The sequence below is a fragment of the Spirosoma terrae genome, from assembly GCF_010435915.1.
GTDB classification, from domain to species: Bacteria; Bacteroidota; Bacteroidia; order Cytophagales; family Spirosomataceae; genus Spirosoma; species Spirosoma terrae.
In genome coordinates this window covers 119,017-136,317 of record NZ_JAAFZH010000009.1, presented here as the reverse complement: position 1 = coordinate 136,317, position 17,301 = coordinate 119,017, and the positions used below count along the sequence as shown (strand labels likewise).

The following is a 17,301-nucleotide window of genomic DNA, read 5'->3' as shown; positions in this document are numbered from 1 at the left end:
TAGCTCTATAAAATAAGGAGAATTTGCGCTACGGTATAAACGTAGCGTTCTAGCGAATTAGCTGTCGTTTTAGTACCCCGCCAATAAAGCTGCCAATAAATGTCAGAATAATGGCTCCATACAGTCCGAATAATTCCAGGTCGCGGGCACCGCTGGTTTGTGGGGCGTCTGTGAAAAATGTGTAGCCAATCCAAATGGTTGCGGTTTGTATAATCGCCAGCAGCCAGCCTTTTCTGGGCTCAAGAAAGCCAATAACAGCGGCTGCTACGGCTGCCAGCAAATAAGGTAGGTGAATAACGGTCGCTTTTTTGATGACAAGGAGTAAAATCGCGCTGTTGATTAAAATTAACAGAACGTGTCTTAAAAACTGACGATCCAGAAACGAACGCTGTTCTGGCTGTAGGGAGGAGTTGGTAGCTATGGCTGTTTCCCGAAGTGTATTGGCTCGTTCCTCGTCCTGTTGCGCTTCGGCAGGCTGCTGAAGCTGTTGTCGGGTCATTGCCCGCCATCGATAAGGTTCGGCTTCGGTGCCCTTTGAATGAAAAACGGCTTTATCGAACTCAAGAAATGCACCTTTATAATCTTGCTGTTCGTACAGGATCTGTCCCATTTCCAGGTGCAAATCTGCCACTGAGTCGTCGTAGCTCTCACCGGTTTTTAGGGCTGTAAGGGCCGCTGCTACGTTGCCCAGAGCCCGGTAACAGCGAGCCTGATAGAGATAGGCGACACTCGATTTAGGCTCTTTAAGAAGGTATTGGTTGAAAAAAGCCAGAGCATCCGTAAACTGTTCCTGTTGATACAGTTTTATACCTGCCTGTAGTTTTTCAACATCCTGTTCTGAATTACTGCGCAAATCGGCATAGTAGCGTAGGTAAATAATATACCCAATAATGGCCGCTGTTACGATTATTTCCATTGACTTCTTCTGACGCGAACACGTTAAATCGCTGTACAAAGGTAACCAGCTACGTTCAGAACGGTTGGCGCTATTCGCTAAAAGATCAGGGAACGGCATAGGCCACCAGATCAACAATGGATGGAGAGGGACGTTTTCCCGCATTCCGACGCTAGCGGTAAACAGTATTCAGTATGATCAGTCTGTTATTATTTGCAAGCCCATTTGCAGTAACTGGCTTGATATGACTTGACTGTTTTGGGATATGCGAGTCGTATGCTCATCAAACTGCTCAATACTTACGCAGTCAAGGTTGTTACCCAAATCTTCGAATAAGTGTTGCAGGAGTCTAGCCATAGTATCCTTTAGGGAAAGCAATTCTGTTTTGCGTTCCAGCGACTGAACACTGGAATAGGTATTCTGAATCAGAAACGTATCTATTCTTGTATTCAGACTGGCAAAATCTGATATGGCCTTTTCCCAGTTCGCTATTGCTACGTCGTAGGAGTGTAGTGCTTCTGGTGACTGATCGTTCTTTTTTTGAGCGGCTTTTAACGGTAGAGCTAGGTATTTCATAGTAAAAGACAGGTAGTACATTCATAGATACAATATCTACAGCTTAGTAGACGTATCAGAATGCAATTAGTCTCCAATATTTACTATAAGGTAAGTAATGGTCGTCGGGAAGGCTATGTTCCTGAAAAAGAGGTTTCTTTTTACAGGGTATAACTTAAAAAAGGCTCGGGTCAATTATGAAAAGTGCATAATTGACCCGAGCCTTTTTTAAGTGGAGAAATCAGGATACGCTACTAAAGCGGATTTTGTTCAATCGCTTTGTTGGCGTTTAATTCACGTCGTGGAATCAAAAACTCCCACTGCTTATCACCCGCCGGCATGTCGAAAAGTACAACTACAGAACTTTGGATATTAGTAGACCCATTCCGATTTAGTGGTGCATTCATACGTTTCAAATCGGTAAATCGGAAACCTTCGCCCCATAGCTCAACACGCCGGTGGAATAAAATCTCATCGATCAGGTCTGTGCCTGTTTTGGTTGATTTAACATAAGCCGGATCGCGGGTGGTAATCAGGTTAAATAAGGCAGTGCTGGCTTCTGCATTGTTTCCAAGCCGAGCCTGTGCTTCGGCTTCAATCAGGTACATTTCAGCTGCGCGCATATACGGAATATCGCCCATTGTACTAGTGGATGGTGTACCGGGTAACCGGAATTTCTGATTCAGGTAGGGTGCCCGAACACCCCCGGTTGGTACAATCGAGTTGGTTGCTGTTGGCGTTTTAACCCACATTTTCGACCGCACATCCGTAGTAGGGATTTTATCGTAGAGGGCACTGTTAATGACCTTTGGCGAAACACGAATATTCGTCGAGTTAAAGTTACTGGACATATAGGAGTGAAAAGCGCCGAAAAACTCCGACTGATCTTCCAGGTGATCGAATCCCCAGATCCACTCAGGATTGCTGATGTCTGAGAAACCGTCCTGGTATTGAGTAGCGCTCATTGGCGAATAGCCTTTCCGGGCTTCAGCCGCTAACTTGGCTGCATCGGCCCAGTTTTGTTGAGTCAAGGCAACCCGAGCCTGAAAGCCTTTGATTACCTCCAGGTTAATGTGTGATTTATAACTACGGGTAGAGGTCAGGAGCGTAGCCGCCTGAGCCAGATCGGCGTTGATCTGCGTATATATCTCTTCAACTGTTGCCCGAGGCAAGCCGTCGGTAGTTGGTGTTAATACCAGTGGCACACCTGGCTGAGTATTTGGTTTAGCAGCCCCATTGTAACGTTTGCCATATAGCTGAACCAGATTGAAGTACGAGAAAGCCCGCAGGCCTAATGCTTCGCCCTTGAGTCGGTTTTTGTCAGCTTCAGGTCCTGCTGCGTTGTCAATACTGGCGATGGCAATATTCGCATTCCCAATTAGACGATAGTATAACTCATAAGCTAATTGATCGCCAGCAGACGTATCGTTGCGGTGAGCTAGCCAGCGGATTTCTGGAAGGTGCCAGGTGTTCGACGTATTGGAAATCACTACGTCCTCGCCCAATAGATCCAGAATAATCATCATGGCTGGATGACCAAAATGCCCCTGTGAACTCAAATAACGCACCACCATAGCTCGGTAAATACCGTTTATGGCAGCCGTAGCATTAGCCGTTGTAGCGTAGGCCGATCCGGCGTCGATACTGCCGGTTGGGGAAGTCTCTAAAAATTCTTTTTCACACGACGTCGTAGTAAGGAGGCCAAGTGCCATTACCAACGTCAAATATCTTTTTTTCATGAGTCGTCTGTCTGAAGCTTAAAGTGTAAAGGAAACGCCTAGTACCAGGCTCTTGGCTGGACTGAATGCATTGCTGGTTACGCCATTGAATTGCTGCTGAACGTTCATGCCTTTCCGGCGCGACAGGATCAGCATATTCTCGCCACTGATGTAGATCTGCGCATTTTCCAGGAATGCCTTACGGGCAATCGTACTGGGCAGTTGGTAAGAAAGTGTGATGTTACGAAGGTTCAGATAGCTGGCATCAATCAACCAACGGTCCGATTGAGCATCAAAATCGGTAGTACGTCCAGCATCCATCCGAGGGACATCGGTAATGTCGCCTGGCTTTTGCCATCTTCTCAGAATGTCTATATGCTTCGCACTACCATAGCCACCTGCACTCATCAGACCCGCATAAGCGCCATCGTAGGTTTTGCCGCCTAACTGATAAACGAATAGCGCTGATAACGTGATTCCTTTCCACGTAAATCGATTGGTTACGCCACCCGTCAGAGCAGGGATAGATGAGCCATTGTAGTGGTAACGGGCATTGTTGATGCTGTTCGTTAACGTATCGCCCGACTCTGTTATGCGTGAGTTTGCCGCTACGTAGCTGGCGGCCCGGTACTCAACTTCGCCTGTATTTGGATTGATGCCTTTATACTCACGAAGCCAGTTATCGTAGATCGAGTGCCCAACCGACAATTTCTTGGTGCCGTCGATGATTTCAGGGTTTTCATCGGGCATTTTGGTGATCCGGTTCTTGATTTTGGTTGCATTCAAATCAATGTGCCATACAAAATCTTTGGTACGAACTGGCTCAACGCCCAATTCAACCTCAAAACCCCGGTTATACATCGTACCGATATTCCGTGTAACGGTTGAAATCCCAGCTGATAGCGGTAAGGGTACGGCGAAGATCAGATTTGATGAGCGACGATCAAAATATTCGACAGTACCGGATACGCGTCCTTGAAACAAACTAAACTCAAGCGCTGCATCAAAAGCGTTACTCGATTCCCAGGCCAGATTGCGGTTGCCCAGGCTCGTCTGCAAAATACCGGCTTCCGATGCATTGTTCCAGCCCAAACCATAAAGTGGTTGCCAGGCGTAGTAGCTGATCGTATTATCCTGAGCATCCTGGCCCGTATTACCGCCACCATCGTTACCTGTCTGGCCATACGAAGCCCGTAGTTTCAGGGCATTAATTGAAGGAATCGACTTCAGGAATTCTTCCTGATCGATACGCCATGCACCACTCACCGAATAGAAATTACCCCAGCGCGTATCGCGGTAGAATTTACTCGAACCATCCCGGCGGATAGAAGCCGATAGAAAATACTTCTGATCGTAGTCGTAATTAACTCGGGAGAAATAGCCTTCAACCCGTCGTGTGTTCAGGACAGACGATAGATTGGTTGTAGTGGTGAAATTGACCAGTTCGTAATTCCCCTCCAGAATCAACTGCGACCGCGAACCTTCCAGGTTATTGTCGTTTATCTGGTAGTTTTCATGGCCTAGCAGAACATCCAGACTATGCTTACCAAACGACTTGTTGTAGTTTAATAACTGGTTAAGGTTGTAGCTGGAAATGTTCTGGAATTCGTGAGTAGCACGGCCAGCCGGTGCGCCATCACCAACTTGTGGGTTTCCAAACGTATACCGATTCATGTTGGTGATATCGGTACCAATGTTGGCCGTAAATTTGAAATCCTGCAGGAATGACAATTCTGCATACCCCCGTGCGCTTAGCACATTCCGACGTAAGTAATTCTGATTGAGTACTGTCTCAGCTACAGAATGACGGCCGCCGTATTGAGGGCGAGCGGGTAAACCTAATGAGGTTAAGTTGCCAAAATCCCACCGTCTGTCGCCATTCGGTAAGGTCAAAAACTGTCCTGGGTTAGCCGGGTCATATGCATATACTGGATAAATCGGACCAATATTCCGGGAGAAAAAGAATGGGTTAACGAATGTCGTACTACCTCCCGTGCCACCGGCATCGGCCTGATTCGATTTTGATAGCGTTGTTGAAATATTAGCGCCTGTCCGAAGCCAGGATTTCATTTGCGAGTTAATGTTTAGACGGCCCGTAATGCGTTCAAAATCAGAGCGAATCAGGTAGCTTTTGTCGTTCAGATACGACAACGATAGGAAGTAGTCGCTCTTGTTCTGACCACCTGAGAAGCTTACGTTCAATTCGTCGCGGTTGCCCTGACGCATAATCGGTTTTTCCCAGTTCAGGTCATCAGGCGAAAAAATCAACTGTGCATTTGGATTCATTTGCCCGTTTACATCAACGACCTGATTGTTCGGTACGTTATATACGTTATAACCCACCAAGCTAATTAATTGGTCCGTTGCCTGCTGATTCGCTGTTGCCAACGCAACCGGGTTAGTAGAGCGATAGGCAACACTGTTCCGGTAAATTTCCCACATCAGCGGATAATACTGATCGACGCCTACACGGTCGTATTCTGGTACGCCCCGGGTGCTAACTCCTTTTGTATAACGGACATTGATCGAGCTACGGTCTTTCTGACCTCTTTTCGTCGTCACTACTACCACACCATTAGCAGCTCTTGAGCCATACAAGGCCGTGGATGAAGCATCTTTGAGGACGGATATGCTTTCAATATCGTTCGGGCTAATGTTGGCAATATTTCCTGAATAAGGGATACCATCAACAACATAGAGTGGATCATTTCCGGAAGAAATCGACCCAAAGCCACGAATACGAATTTCCGGAGCAGAACCCGGTTGGCCCAGACCAGCATTTGTCTGCACACCCGAAATAGCGCCTGATAGCGCCTGGGCTATGTTACTCGTAACGCGGGTTGAGAGTTGATTGCTGGAAAGCGTGCCCGCTGATCCCGTGAAGGATGCTCGTTTGGCCGTACCAAACGTAGTAACAATAACTTCGTCCAGATTGGCGGCATCCGGTGCCAGTGCTACCTGAATCGTTGTCTGATTGCCAATGGCAACTTCCTGCGAAGAAAATCCAATGTAGCTGAATACCAATCGGCCGGTGGACGGAGCACTTAACCGATAATTCCCCTCGGCATCAGTGGTAGATCCTCGGGTTGTTCCCTTAAGCTGTACACTTACTCCGGGTAAAGGCGTTCCGTCTTCTGACGACGTAACACGGCCGGTTACTGTTACATCCTGTGCTAGCACCGGCAGGCAGAAAAAGACAGTTAATAGCCAACTGCCCAGTAAAAGTTTTCTCATGAAGTGTAATACGAGTAGAAGTTTTTAATTCTGTTTTAATACAAGCCTCGAAAATAGTATATTATCCTACATGGCAATATTTTATTCTAAAAAATTATTACTACATAGTATTTTGTGTGGATAATAATGCAATTATTGGTTTTTTGTGTATAGATAATAGCTTTTTATTGATATGGTAAAAATTCTAAGTAGTTGGTTATGTATGTTATAATAATTCCGAAAATCCAGGCAAAAGCAATTTATTTAGCGCTTATGTGTATTAACTAATTAGGTTGCCCCCGACAGTAGGATACTGTCGGGGGCAACCTAATTACTCTGTTCATTTATAGAGTAGCCTCTTGTTATGTGTTCTAGGAAAATGTATATCTGTGTAGGATAGAATTAACGACCGCAGCGAAATAAGAAGCTGATACGTCCCCACTGATGGTCCAGACCACTTTTGAACTGAACGGTTTGTAGCGATTGAGTAAACGACAACTGGGCATTTTTGTACGCGATTACCCCCCCAAAGTCAATAAGACCAAGGAAGTGCTTTAGCTCCACAGCTGGGAGAGCATAGTAGTTCTCACCGCCATTGAACCAGCCGCCCTGCAGAATGGAGTTATCCAGCAGCGCGCGAAACGAGGTACCTAACGTAGCATAAAACTGGAACCGATGAGTGCCGGGAGCGGTGTATAAACCCGTTGCGTTCAGGAAATAATCATTAAACCGACCAAATCGGATCAATGTACCCATTGTAGCATAGTTACTCAGCATACCGATATTGGCATCAACACGACCAATAATATCGACAATGGGAGAAAACTTGGGAAAAAGTCGTGTCTCGTAACCTACAAAGTAGCTGATAGCCGGATCGTTGGGCATTTGCGTACCCCATCCCATCGGTTCTTTAAAGTTTTCGGCCAGGTGAAAGGCTTGCTGGACTTCAGCGGCTCCACTCATAGGACCTATAACGCCCAAACTCAGCCTCGACGTTAGCTTACGTCCGCCAATCGGATCAGTCGTGACAAGTCCCCACGATACGTATAGATACCCGGCATAAGGATGGTCGTTTGGATAAAGCGGGCGGTTACGAACTGTCAGGTTACGGGGCGTGTAAATTTCCTGACCAACACCAAAATCATACTGGTATGTGTAAGTCCGGTCGTCTTTGGGAGCTATTTTCAGGAGAGCGTAGCGGGTGGGCCATCGTCGCCAATAATTGCTGATATGCTTTATATGAATACCATTCGTATAGTATCGGTCCGACGTATTTTTGGCCCGGAGCTGAAAAGCGTCGTTGTCCCACGCTAGTTGTAAAAAGCTGCCAGAGGGCAGACTATCAGTGGGAGTTACTGATTGAGCTAACCCATTGGTAGCCTGCAAGACCATAAACATCCACCATACTCTCCGTGGAAGGGTTGGCACAAGCGTATTGATTTAGTTAGATAACTTTGTTTATAGTTACCAAATATAGATTTAAATTGTTTTGTTGTTGTTATTATTTTAAATTGGTATAGTAAGTGTGATGGCTTCCGGGCGGTGATGTTTCCCTCACCCCAACCCCTCTCCCAAAACGGGAGAGGGGCTAATGCAAGTGCGACGTTCCCCTCTCCTTCAAAAGGAGAGGGGGCAGGGGGTGAGGTTTAATCGAGGCTTGCTCCTTTCAAATGGGTCTCCAGGTACGTAGTATATTGCTGATAAAGTAAGAGCTGTGTTCCGGCGCTGTAGGCAACACCGTGCGCACCAGGCGGATAGATTCGCAGGTCAGCATCTTTGCCTGCATCCTCCAGTGCGTTCACAAGCTGAAACGTATTCCGTACATGCACATTCTCATCCATGGTCGAGTGAGCAATAAACATCTTTCCGGCCAGGTTTTTCGCGTAGGGTGAAACCGCGCTGACTTTATATTTCTCGTCATTTTCTGGCAACAATCCCATGTAGCGTTCGGTGTAGATAGAATCATACAAACGCCAGTCGGTTACAGGAGCGCCCACCAGCGAAACCTTAAACACGCCCGGATGTGTCAGCATGGTGTAGCTGCTCATATAGCCACCGTAACTATGCCCACGTATCGCTATGCGGTTTCCATCAACCCATGACTGTTTAGCCAGATAGGTTGCTGTTTCGGCAAAATCCAGACTCTCAAACTTCCCTAGTTTTTCATAAACAACTTTCTCGAAATCGCGACCGTAGCCACCGCTGCCTCGGTTATTTACACCAACCACAACGTAGCCAGTCTGGGCAAGCCATTGATGCCAGCTCGTTACGGCAAATTCGTTATAAACGGACTGAGAACCCGGTCCACCGTAAACATCCAGTACGACCGGATACTTTTTAGCAGGATCGAAATCAACTGGTTTGATGATCGAAATATCGATCCGCTGCCCATCCGACGTAGTGAACGCGGTTATTTCTTTAGGCGCGTAAGCATGACTGGCTACGTAGTCCGCAACGGCTTTGTTCGTCTCCAGGGCTTTCAGTAACTGACCTTTCGTATCGCGTAATTCAACCTGTGTTGGTGTTTGTAGATTCGAATACCGGTCAATGAAGTACAGGCCATTGGGTGAGAAATTAACCGTGTGCCGTCCGGCTACCGTAGTCAGTCGGCGTTTGTTTTTGCCGTCCAGGTCGGCTACAAAAAGGTGTCGTTCCGTGGGTGACACTTCCGTGGAGGTGAAATAAACCTTCTTTCCTTTCGGGTCAATGTGGTGAACGTAGGTTACTTCCCATTTTCCGTTCGTGACGGCGTTGAGTAGTTTGCCGGTATAGTCGTACCGATACAGATGCGAATAACCATCCCGGTCCGAAACCCTGTAAAACTCCTGAACACCAGCCGGGAAATAAAGCAAATGATTGATACCGGCGAAAAAATCAAAAATGTCGATCCATGTATTGTTCTTTTCTTCCAGAATTTGCCGGGCTTCGCCAGTACGGGCATTCGTCATAAACAGCCGCATCTGATTTTGCTTCCTATTCAAATGCATAACGGCCAGCTGCCCTTCCTGGGTAGTCCAGTAAATCCGGGGAATGTAGCCATCGGCCAGATCAACTTTCATCCATTGTTTCGACGTAGTAGTCAGTTCGATGACACCAATACGTACCGTTGGGTTTTGATCGCCAACGCGCGGATAAGGTAGTGAATCGTATTTCTCATCGAATCCTTTATAGTCGGTCAGTTTATACATAGGAACGTTACGTTCGTCAGATTGCCAGAAGGCAATGAATTTGCTATCGGGCGACCATTCCCAGGCCTGTGCCAGCCCAAATTCTTCTTCGTATGCCCAACCAAACCGGCCATTATAAAAGGCAGGAGCGGCATCGTTGGTCAGTTGGGTTTCTTTTTGCGTAGCAAAGTCAAATACGAACAGGTTACCACCCCGCTCGTAGCCTACTTTTTGCCCATCCGGCGCGAGTTCAGCCGTTTGTGCATCTTTAGCAACCAGTTTCAAACTTTTATCGGCCACGCTGTAGACGTAGTAGTCCGATATGCCGGAGCGCCGGTAAACAGGGCGAAAATTGCTCTGGAACAGAATGTTTCGGGAATCTTTCGACCACTGAAACGAGCCATACGTAAACGCTTTGCTGGTGCCCGGAAATGTCAGTTGGCTACCATCGAACACAACGGCTTCCTTTTGGTCTTTGGGCGATAGCGTTTTAATTACATTGTCGCCGTCTATAAACGAAAATTTAGTACCGCCTTCGATCCAGTTTACGCTACGTGGGCCGGTAGCGCCATTAAGTTGGCGGCCAGCCTGTAAGGCCTGCTGAAGATTGGCATAACGCTGTTTGGTCGGCGACTGACCCAGCGCCGGCCAGGTCAGGATAACGGCCAGGCCAACGAGCCAGCTGATTCTAGTATGTGTGATCATGTGTTGTTTATCAAGATCAGTTATCTGAAACGGTCAAAGCTACTGAAAAAAGACTTTTGAAAACATAGGCGAATTGGATTTGAGTAAGATCAAACAGGTGGCTTCGTAAACGGTACAACATTCGTAAAACGCGCTTTTTGATCGCTTGAGCCGCTTTTTTTGTAATTTGGATGAATGGTAGTTATGTCGACTATTTTATAACTATATTTCACCCTTCAACAACTGATTTTTTATCACGTAAACGACTACTCACCTATGACTGACAGGTACACAATGGTTGGTCATGGCATTCGGCAAGTCTGCATGCTATGGCTTACATGCCTGCTTTGTACAACAGCTCTGGCACAAAGCAAGCAATTCACGCTTAAGGGAAGCGTGAAAGATGGAAATGGGCAGAGCATTCCGGGCGTAACCATCCAGGTTGTGGGAACAACAACCGGTACCGCAACGGATGCGAACGGGAATTACTCCTTCTCGACCAGCCTTAGCCCTGGCTCTTACGTATTGAATTTTTCGTCGGTAGGCTATAGTCCGGCTAAAGAAACCATTACGCTGGGTAATGCGGAAACGATCACCACCAACGTAATGCTGAAAGAGGATATCGCCAATCTGGATGAGGTTGTTGTAACCAGTCCAGGCCAGCAGGCAGAACGTCGTTCGTTGGGAAATGCCATCAGTACCATCAAGGCGGCCGATTTACAACAAAGTGGCTCGGCGGGTCTGATTAACTCGTTGCAGGGGAAAGTGCCGGGGGCGCAGATCGTTCAGAACTCGGGCGATCCGTCGGGATCAATTTCGATTCGGTTACGGGGTATTAAATCGCTGTCGGGTTCGTCGGACCCGCTCTACGTTATCGATGGCGTTATTGTCAGTAACCAGAGCGCCAACGTATCGCAGCTAGCCGTAGCTGACCAGATTGCTTCGGCTCAGCCCGGCACGAACCGTCTGGCCGACATCAGCCCGAACGACATTGCTACGTTAAGCGTACTGAATGGGGCCGCTGCGGCTGCGCAGTATGGTTCGCGGGCAGCTAATGGTGTGGTTATTATTACGACCAAGCGCGGGGCCACCGGAGCGCCGAAGATTTCGTTCTCGACGTCGTTCAACATCAACGAGCTTCGGAAAAGTGTACCGGTTAATATGTACAACAAAACGTTCGGGAATGCGCAGCAGCGTCTTTTTCCGATTCAGACCTTTGCACCGGGATCGGCTCAGCAGGCAGCCATTGCACTGAACCCGGCCACTACGTTTCTGGAAATACGTCGCGATGGTACAACGAACTATCTGCTCTCGAACGTAGTGGATAACGTACCGCGCTACAATTATTTTGATCAGATTTTTCGGACGGGTTACGGCACCGATAATTCGATTTCGGTGTCGGGAGGCCGTGATAATACGCAGTACTACGTATCGTTTGGTTATCTGAAAAACGAAGGGATTATTAAAGGCACCGATTTCACGCGCTATAACTTCCGCGCTCGTCTCGACCAGCGGCTGACCAACTGGGCTAAACTGTCGGCGGGATTGACCTACGCGAACAGCTTCTCCAATGAGAAAGCCAACGGAAACGTATTCTATAGCCCGATGAACTCGGTTACGATCCTGAATAACATCTACGACATCACCAAGCGCGATGCGTCGGGTAACTTGCAGGCAGTAGAAGGTCCGCGGGTGAACCCACTATCGACCATTGAAGATATGCGTTTTACGCAGTCGGTGAACCGTACCGTCAGCGATGTTCAATTGAATCTGACTCCGTTGAAAGGCTTAAGCGTAGACTATATTCTTGGGGTTGATACGTACGGACAGGTTGGGCAAAACTATATCCGCCCGTATCCGTATGCGGCTCAGGCATCATTGGGTGCTAACCTGTACCCACAAGGTTATTCGGCAACGGGTAATAACACGGTTTTTCAAATCAATACCGACCTGAACGTGAGCTACGAACGTCAGTTGTCGGAGCGATTCAAGCTGAATGCCATTGCCGGTTATAGTTACCAGTTTTTCCGGTCCGATTATTCCATTGCGCAGGGGCAGAACCTGTCGCCATTTATCGAAACCGTGGGTGGTGCTGCCAGCACAACCGTTCAGGCCAACTACAGTCTGGATAGGTTCAACCTGAGTGGTTATTTTGCCCAGGCAACGATTGGATATAATAATCTGGCGTTCATAACGGCAGCTGTCCGTCGCGACCAGTCCTCTAAATTCTCGCCTTCGGTAACCAACCAGTTTTACCCAAAAGTCAGTGGTTCGTTTGTGGTGTCTGACCTGAGTTTCTGGAAGGATGCGTCGTTCAGTAAGGCGCTTAACAGCCTGAAACTTCGGTTGAGCTACGGCGAAGCGGGTAACCTGTCGGGCGTAGGGTCTTATAGCCGTTTTTACCAGTTCACGCCGGTGGCGTATCTGGGTAAGAATACATTGCTGCCGGGTGCTCAGCTGGCTAACCCGCTGGTACGTCCGGAGCGTATGGCTGAGGTTGAAGGTGGTGTCGATCTGTCGTTTGTTAACAACCGGATTGGTCTGGGCGTAACGGTCTACAACCAGCAGATTAAAGATCTGGTAGTAAACCGGGCGCTGGCTCCATCGTCGGGTGGAACGAGCATTGTGAACAACGTCGGTACGATGGAAAACAAAGGGGTTGAAATGGTACTTGATCTGGTGCCGGTAAAAACCAAAAATTTCTCCTGGGACGTAACGGCCATTTTCAATAGCAACCGCAACAAAGTATTATCGTTGGGCAGTCCAGCCATCGCTATTTCATCACCCGCTGGCGCGCCATATCTGCTTCAGGGACAACCAGCCAGCGTTTATTACGGCACGGGTTATGCCCGTAATCCAGATGGTACGTTGCTGTTAACGCCAGCAGGATTCCCACAATCAGAACGGGCTTCGTCGCAGGCGACGGGTTCAACGGAGTTTACGCCAGCACGCACGGCAGAAGGCCAGCCCGATACTCGTTTTCCAACAGCGAACATCGTGATTGCTAATCCGAACCCAAAATGGACCGGCTCGTTTACGACCAATCTGAATTACAAAGCGCTTACGTTGCACGTCTTGCTCGACATGGTTCAGGGCGTGGATGTATTTAACGCTGACCGCCGGACCCGGCAGGGGGTAGGTATGGGCGACTACGTAGAGAAAGAACTGAAAGGTGAAATTCCACGGGGCTATATTTTCGCGATCTACAACACCGAAGAATGGCGGGTAGAAAGTGGTTCTTATACCAAACTGCGCGAAGTAGCATTGAGCTATACGCTGCCTAAGTTAATCAAAAATGTCAGCAATATCAACGTAGCGCTGGTTGGCCGGAACCTCTATTCGTGGGATAAATACACCGGCTTCGATCCGGAAACCAACGCGGGTGGTACGAATGATCTGCTACGTGGCCTTGATTTCGGTAACGTACCAATTCCGCGCACGTATCAGGTAAAACTTTCGGCAACATTCTAAAAACAATCGGTAGTAGCAGTCAAATCAATCTGAAGATTTGGCTGACGACGATCGATTTTAGACGGAACTATTCATGAAAAAACTAATTATAACGTCTGTTATGGCAGGTTTGCTGGTCTTGCAAAATGCCTGTACACAGGAATATCTGAACCCCGGTACAGCCAGCCAGCCGCAGGTGGTTAGCTCGGCCGACGGACTTATCACGGTTTGTAACAGCCTTCAGTACCGTTATTCGGTAGGTGGTGGCGGTTCGCTGTTGGGGGCTGCTGTTTCGGCGAGTGGCCTCACGACCAACGAAATGATTGTGCTTAATCAGGGCAATGGCGAAGAGTTTGCCTTGCAGCAGGGCCAGGGTAACGTATCGAATACGAATGGTGTTGTACGTACCATCTGGACACAGGCTCAGCTGCTACGTTCCAACGCCGACTTGGTGCTGGCTAGTGTAAACAACGTAACGACCGACGCGGGGACGAAGAGTGGTATAGTGGCCTATGGCTCAATTTTCAGAGCGTTGGCCCTTGGAACGCTGGCTCAATTTTTTCAGTCGGCTCCAATTGTAACGGGCACAAACTCGCCTTTTATTGAGCGGGCTCAATTGCTGAAAGAAGCCATTACGTCGCTGGAGTCGGCGGCTACGGCGGTAGCCGCCAATCCGGTCTCGGCTAACTTTACGGGTAAAATTGTTCCCGGTGTCGATATTACCAATACGTTGCAGGCGCTAATTGCTCGTTATGCACTCATGGCTGGTGATAACGACAAAGCATTGGCTGCCGCTGCTAAGGTTGACCTGACCAAAAAGTCGGTATTTAATTTTGATGATACGTCGCGGAATCCGATGTTTTTCTACGCGTTCAGCAATGTTAACGTCGTAGCGCCAACCAATACGGCTCTTGGCTTAACGGGTGCACTGGCTCCGTCGGCTGACGATAAGCGGATTGCTTTTTACACGCAGACAGCCAACCCAAGAGCCAACCTGGGTACAGGTTTTTATACGGCGAACAACACCCCGATCCCTGTCTATTTACCTGGCGAAATGCTGCTGATTCAGGCGGAAGCATCGGCTCGTAAAGGCGACATACCAGGCGCTATCACAGCACTGAATAAAGTGCTGACCAAAACAGCCACAACTGATGCGTTTGGCGTTGGCGCTGCGTTGCCAGCCTATAGCGGTGCGCAAACGGCTGATGCTGTTCTGGTCGAAATACTACGGAATCGGAATATTGAGCTGGCTTACAGCGGCCTCCGTCTGGAAGATAGCCGCCGATTTGGGCGGCCTGGCCCAGGAGCGGCCGGTTCGGAGCGGACACGTAATTATTATCCGTATCCGCGTATTGAGCGTGAGAATAACACGAGTACGCCCGCTACCGATCCTGCCTAATTTTTATTTTAGAGTTGATTAATAAAATCGAGAGCCCGATTGAAATCAATCGGGCTCTCGATTTTTATAGTTTAACCGGCATTCCGGTTCGGGTCGATTCGTAGATGGCCTGGAACAAGGCGACTACGTTACGTCCATCTTCGCCCGTAACAACAGGCGGGCGGTTTTCCCGAATGGCATCGCGGAACTCGGCAATTTGTAAGCCGAAATAATAAACCGTAGCGTCGATAGTCTTAAAAAATTCAGTGTCTACTTCTACAAATTTTGCTAACTGATTTTCCTCACCCGGTACGGTCCAGAGATCATTGACTGGCGGGTCCGTAATACTCGACATACCCGCAATGAACAGGGCTCCACCGTCGGTTTGTACGCCCACCGAAGCACCATTTTCACCGTGGACATGAACCTTACCAAAAATGCCCGGCTTCTGCGAATTACTCACGATGACATTGCCCAGTGCGCCATTTTTGAATTTGATAATGGCCAGTGCCGTATCGTCTACGTCAATGTATGGGTGGTTCAAATTACGCCAGACGCCATATACTTCGTCAATCTCGCCCATATACCAGAGCAGCAGGTCCAGCTGGTGGGGCGACTGATTCACCAGTACACCACCGCCTTCCTGATCCCACGTACCGCGCCAGGCATCGCTTTTATAATACGCTTCATCGCGCCAGCCCAGCATTTGGATGGTACCTAGAACGGGCTTTCCAATTTTACCCTCGTCGATAGCCCGACGAATTCGCTGGCTTGGTTCGTAAAATCGCCGTTGACTGATCGTACCCAAATAGCGACCGTTCCGTTTAGCCGCTTCGATCATGGCGTCGCAGTCTTCGAGCGACGAGGCCAGGGGCTTTTCGACCAGCACATGCGAACCGGCATCCAGAGCCGCAATGGTTGGTTCCCGGTGGGCTGGGTGTGTTGTACAAACCAGACAGAGGTCAACGTTTTCGCGGTTAACCATATCATAAATGTCGCTATACGCCTGGATGCCATACTGATTGGCAAAGTCTTCGGCTTTCTGGTAGGTCCGGCCATAAACGGCGACCAACTCGGTGTCTGGTGTTTGGAGAACGGCTTTCGCGTGCAGGTGAGCTACTTTGCCGGGGCCGATAACGGCAATACGAATAGGGTCAGGCATTATACGAGTGATTATTCACCGAAGAATTGATCGAAGCCGCGTGAACGTAGTCCTGTTTTCAAGACCTCGTCGCGTGTCCACAACTCTCCGTTGAGTTCAAGGGTTAAAGCGATATAAGCCGTATCATTTTCGTCTATATCCTTGCAAAGATGGTAAGCCGTGAAAAAGTTTTCAAGGCTTATTAGTTCTTCGTTGAAAAAATGAACTTTTTGGATGACCTGATTCAGATAACTCAGCACTTCTAGTTCAGTCGCTTTCGATTTCTCGACGATTCGTTGCCTATGTTTAAATAATTCAACAATCAGGTAGTTGGGCGTATAGAAGTTAAAGGGGCTATTCAGTAATTGCTGTCGCGTGTGAGAGGACTTTGTGTAGATAGCTGAGAATAAAATGTTGTGATCAATAACGACATTATTCATAGCTATTCCTTAATGAAACGATGCTTATTTTGCTGCCACCAATTGGCATTGATTTCTTCGCCTAATGCTAGGATAGATTCATCGATATCCAGTTTTTGTGCCAGTTGTTCAAGCTGCAACCGTTCCAGCAAATCGAGCATAAACTCCTTGCTCACGGCTTTTTTATCAATGCTGATTACGTAGCGATCCGGTTGATTCTGTATGTTGATAGCACTCATAAAATAAGCGTTTATGTGTCTAAGGTACGGAAAAATTAAAGAAGACGCGTAGCGTTTGAAGGAATGATTCGTGTAGGGGGCACTAAAACATTTCTTGATTTATCGTTGTTTGATTAACCTTTTACCAGTCAACCCTACCCGTACATCGAAGCCTTCCGCTACGTTTAGTTTTCAACCCTACGCCAATTCGGATAGGTGGTTTTAGGGAGTACAGCAACTGATAGCGTTGATAAACGCGCCCATCCGTAATGGTGTCGGGTTGGTTGGCGTTCTAGGTCAGATAGGTAGCGCCCTGACCGTTATCTGTTACCATTTTGCTGCTGAAAATCCATGTATTCCAACGGAGTAGCCTAAAACTGGATCAATAGTAAAACCGCTCAAATATGGTTAGTGGGCGTATATAAGTACCCCCTGTTCGATCAGAAACCAGATACTTTTGCTA

At 48.0% G+C, this 17,301-nt stretch carries 11 protein-coding genes; 2 read left to right on the top strand and 9 right to left on the bottom strand.

Annotated elements, in window-relative coordinates:
- Positions 1–49: 49 nt before the first annotated feature.
- From GK108_RS19235 to GK108_RS19210, 6 genes are all read right to left on the bottom strand, one after another.
- Complete coding sequence (locus GK108_RS19235; RefSeq protein ID WP_246224999.1) at positions 50–1,060, bottom strand: tetratricopeptide repeat protein; 1,011 nt, start codon at positions 1,058–1,060, stop codon at positions 50–52.
- Between the two features lie 33 nt (positions 1,061–1,093).
- On the bottom strand, positions 1,094–1,471 hold the full coding sequence (locus GK108_RS19230; protein WP_163952072.1) for a hypothetical protein: 378 nt from the start codon (positions 1,469–1,471) through the stop codon (positions 1,094–1,096).
- A 233-nt stretch (positions 1,472–1,704) separates the two neighbouring features.
- On the bottom strand, positions 1,705–3,189 hold the full coding sequence (locus tag GK108_RS19225) for a RagB/SusD family nutrient uptake outer membrane protein (protein WP_163952070.1): 1,485 nt from the start codon (positions 3,187–3,189) through the stop codon (positions 1,705–1,707).
- An 18-nt stretch (positions 3,190–3,207) separates the two neighbouring features.
- On the bottom strand, positions 3,208–6,402 hold the full coding sequence (locus GK108_RS19220; protein WP_163952068.1) for a SusC/RagA family TonB-linked outer membrane protein: 3,195 nt from the start codon (positions 6,400–6,402) through the stop codon (positions 3,208–3,210).
- A gap of 381 nt (positions 6,403–6,783) precedes the next feature.
- Positions 6,784–7,809: a lipid A deacylase LpxR family protein gene (locus GK108_RS19215; RefSeq protein WP_163952066.1), complete on the bottom strand. Its 1,026-nt coding sequence runs from the start codon at positions 7,807–7,809 to the stop codon at positions 6,784–6,786.
- A gap of 218 nt (positions 7,810–8,027) precedes the next feature.
- The gene (locus GK108_RS19210) at positions 8,028–10,253 is read right to left on the bottom strand and encodes a S9 family peptidase (RefSeq protein WP_163952064.1); all 2,226 of its coding nucleotides are present in this window, start codon (positions 10,251–10,253) and stop codon (positions 8,028–8,030) included.
- A gap of 255 nt (positions 10,254–10,508) precedes the next feature.
- Between GK108_RS19210 and GK108_RS19205 the strand changes: the two genes are divergently transcribed.
- Both GK108_RS19205 and GK108_RS19200 read left to right on the top strand, forming a co-directional pair.
- On the top strand, positions 10,509–13,703 hold the full coding sequence (locus GK108_RS19205; protein ID WP_246224997.1) for a SusC/RagA family TonB-linked outer membrane protein: 3,195 nt from the start codon (positions 10,509–10,511) through the stop codon (positions 13,701–13,703).
- 73 nt (positions 13,704–13,776) lie between these two features.
- A complete protein-coding gene (locus GK108_RS19200; protein WP_163952062.1) occupies positions 13,777–15,081 on the top strand; it encodes a RagB/SusD family nutrient uptake outer membrane protein in 1,305 nt (434 codons plus the stop codon).
- A 64-nt stretch (positions 15,082–15,145) separates the two neighbouring features.
- Here the strand turns inward: GK108_RS19200 and GK108_RS19195 are convergent, their stop codons facing one another.
- From GK108_RS19195 to GK108_RS19185, 3 genes are read right to left on the bottom strand one after another with little or no spacing between them, the layout of a single operon-like run.
- Positions 15,146–16,222 carry a Gfo/Idh/MocA family protein gene (locus GK108_RS19195; RefSeq protein WP_163952060.1) on the bottom strand — a complete coding sequence of 359 codons (1,077 nt, stop codon included), beginning with the start codon at positions 16,220–16,222 and terminating at the stop codon, positions 15,146–15,148.
- Positions 16,223–16,233: 11 nt separating this feature from the next.
- The gene (locus GK108_RS19190) at positions 16,234–16,641 is read right to left on the bottom strand and encodes a PIN domain-containing protein (RefSeq protein WP_163952058.1); all 408 of its coding nucleotides are present in this window, start codon (positions 16,639–16,641) and stop codon (positions 16,234–16,236) included.
- A gap of 2 nt (positions 16,642–16,643) precedes the next feature.
- On the bottom strand, positions 16,644–16,859 hold the full coding sequence (locus GK108_RS19185; protein ID WP_163952056.1) for a hypothetical protein: 216 nt from the start codon (positions 16,857–16,859) through the stop codon (positions 16,644–16,646).
- Between the last annotated feature and the right edge of the window lie 442 nt (positions 16,860–17,301).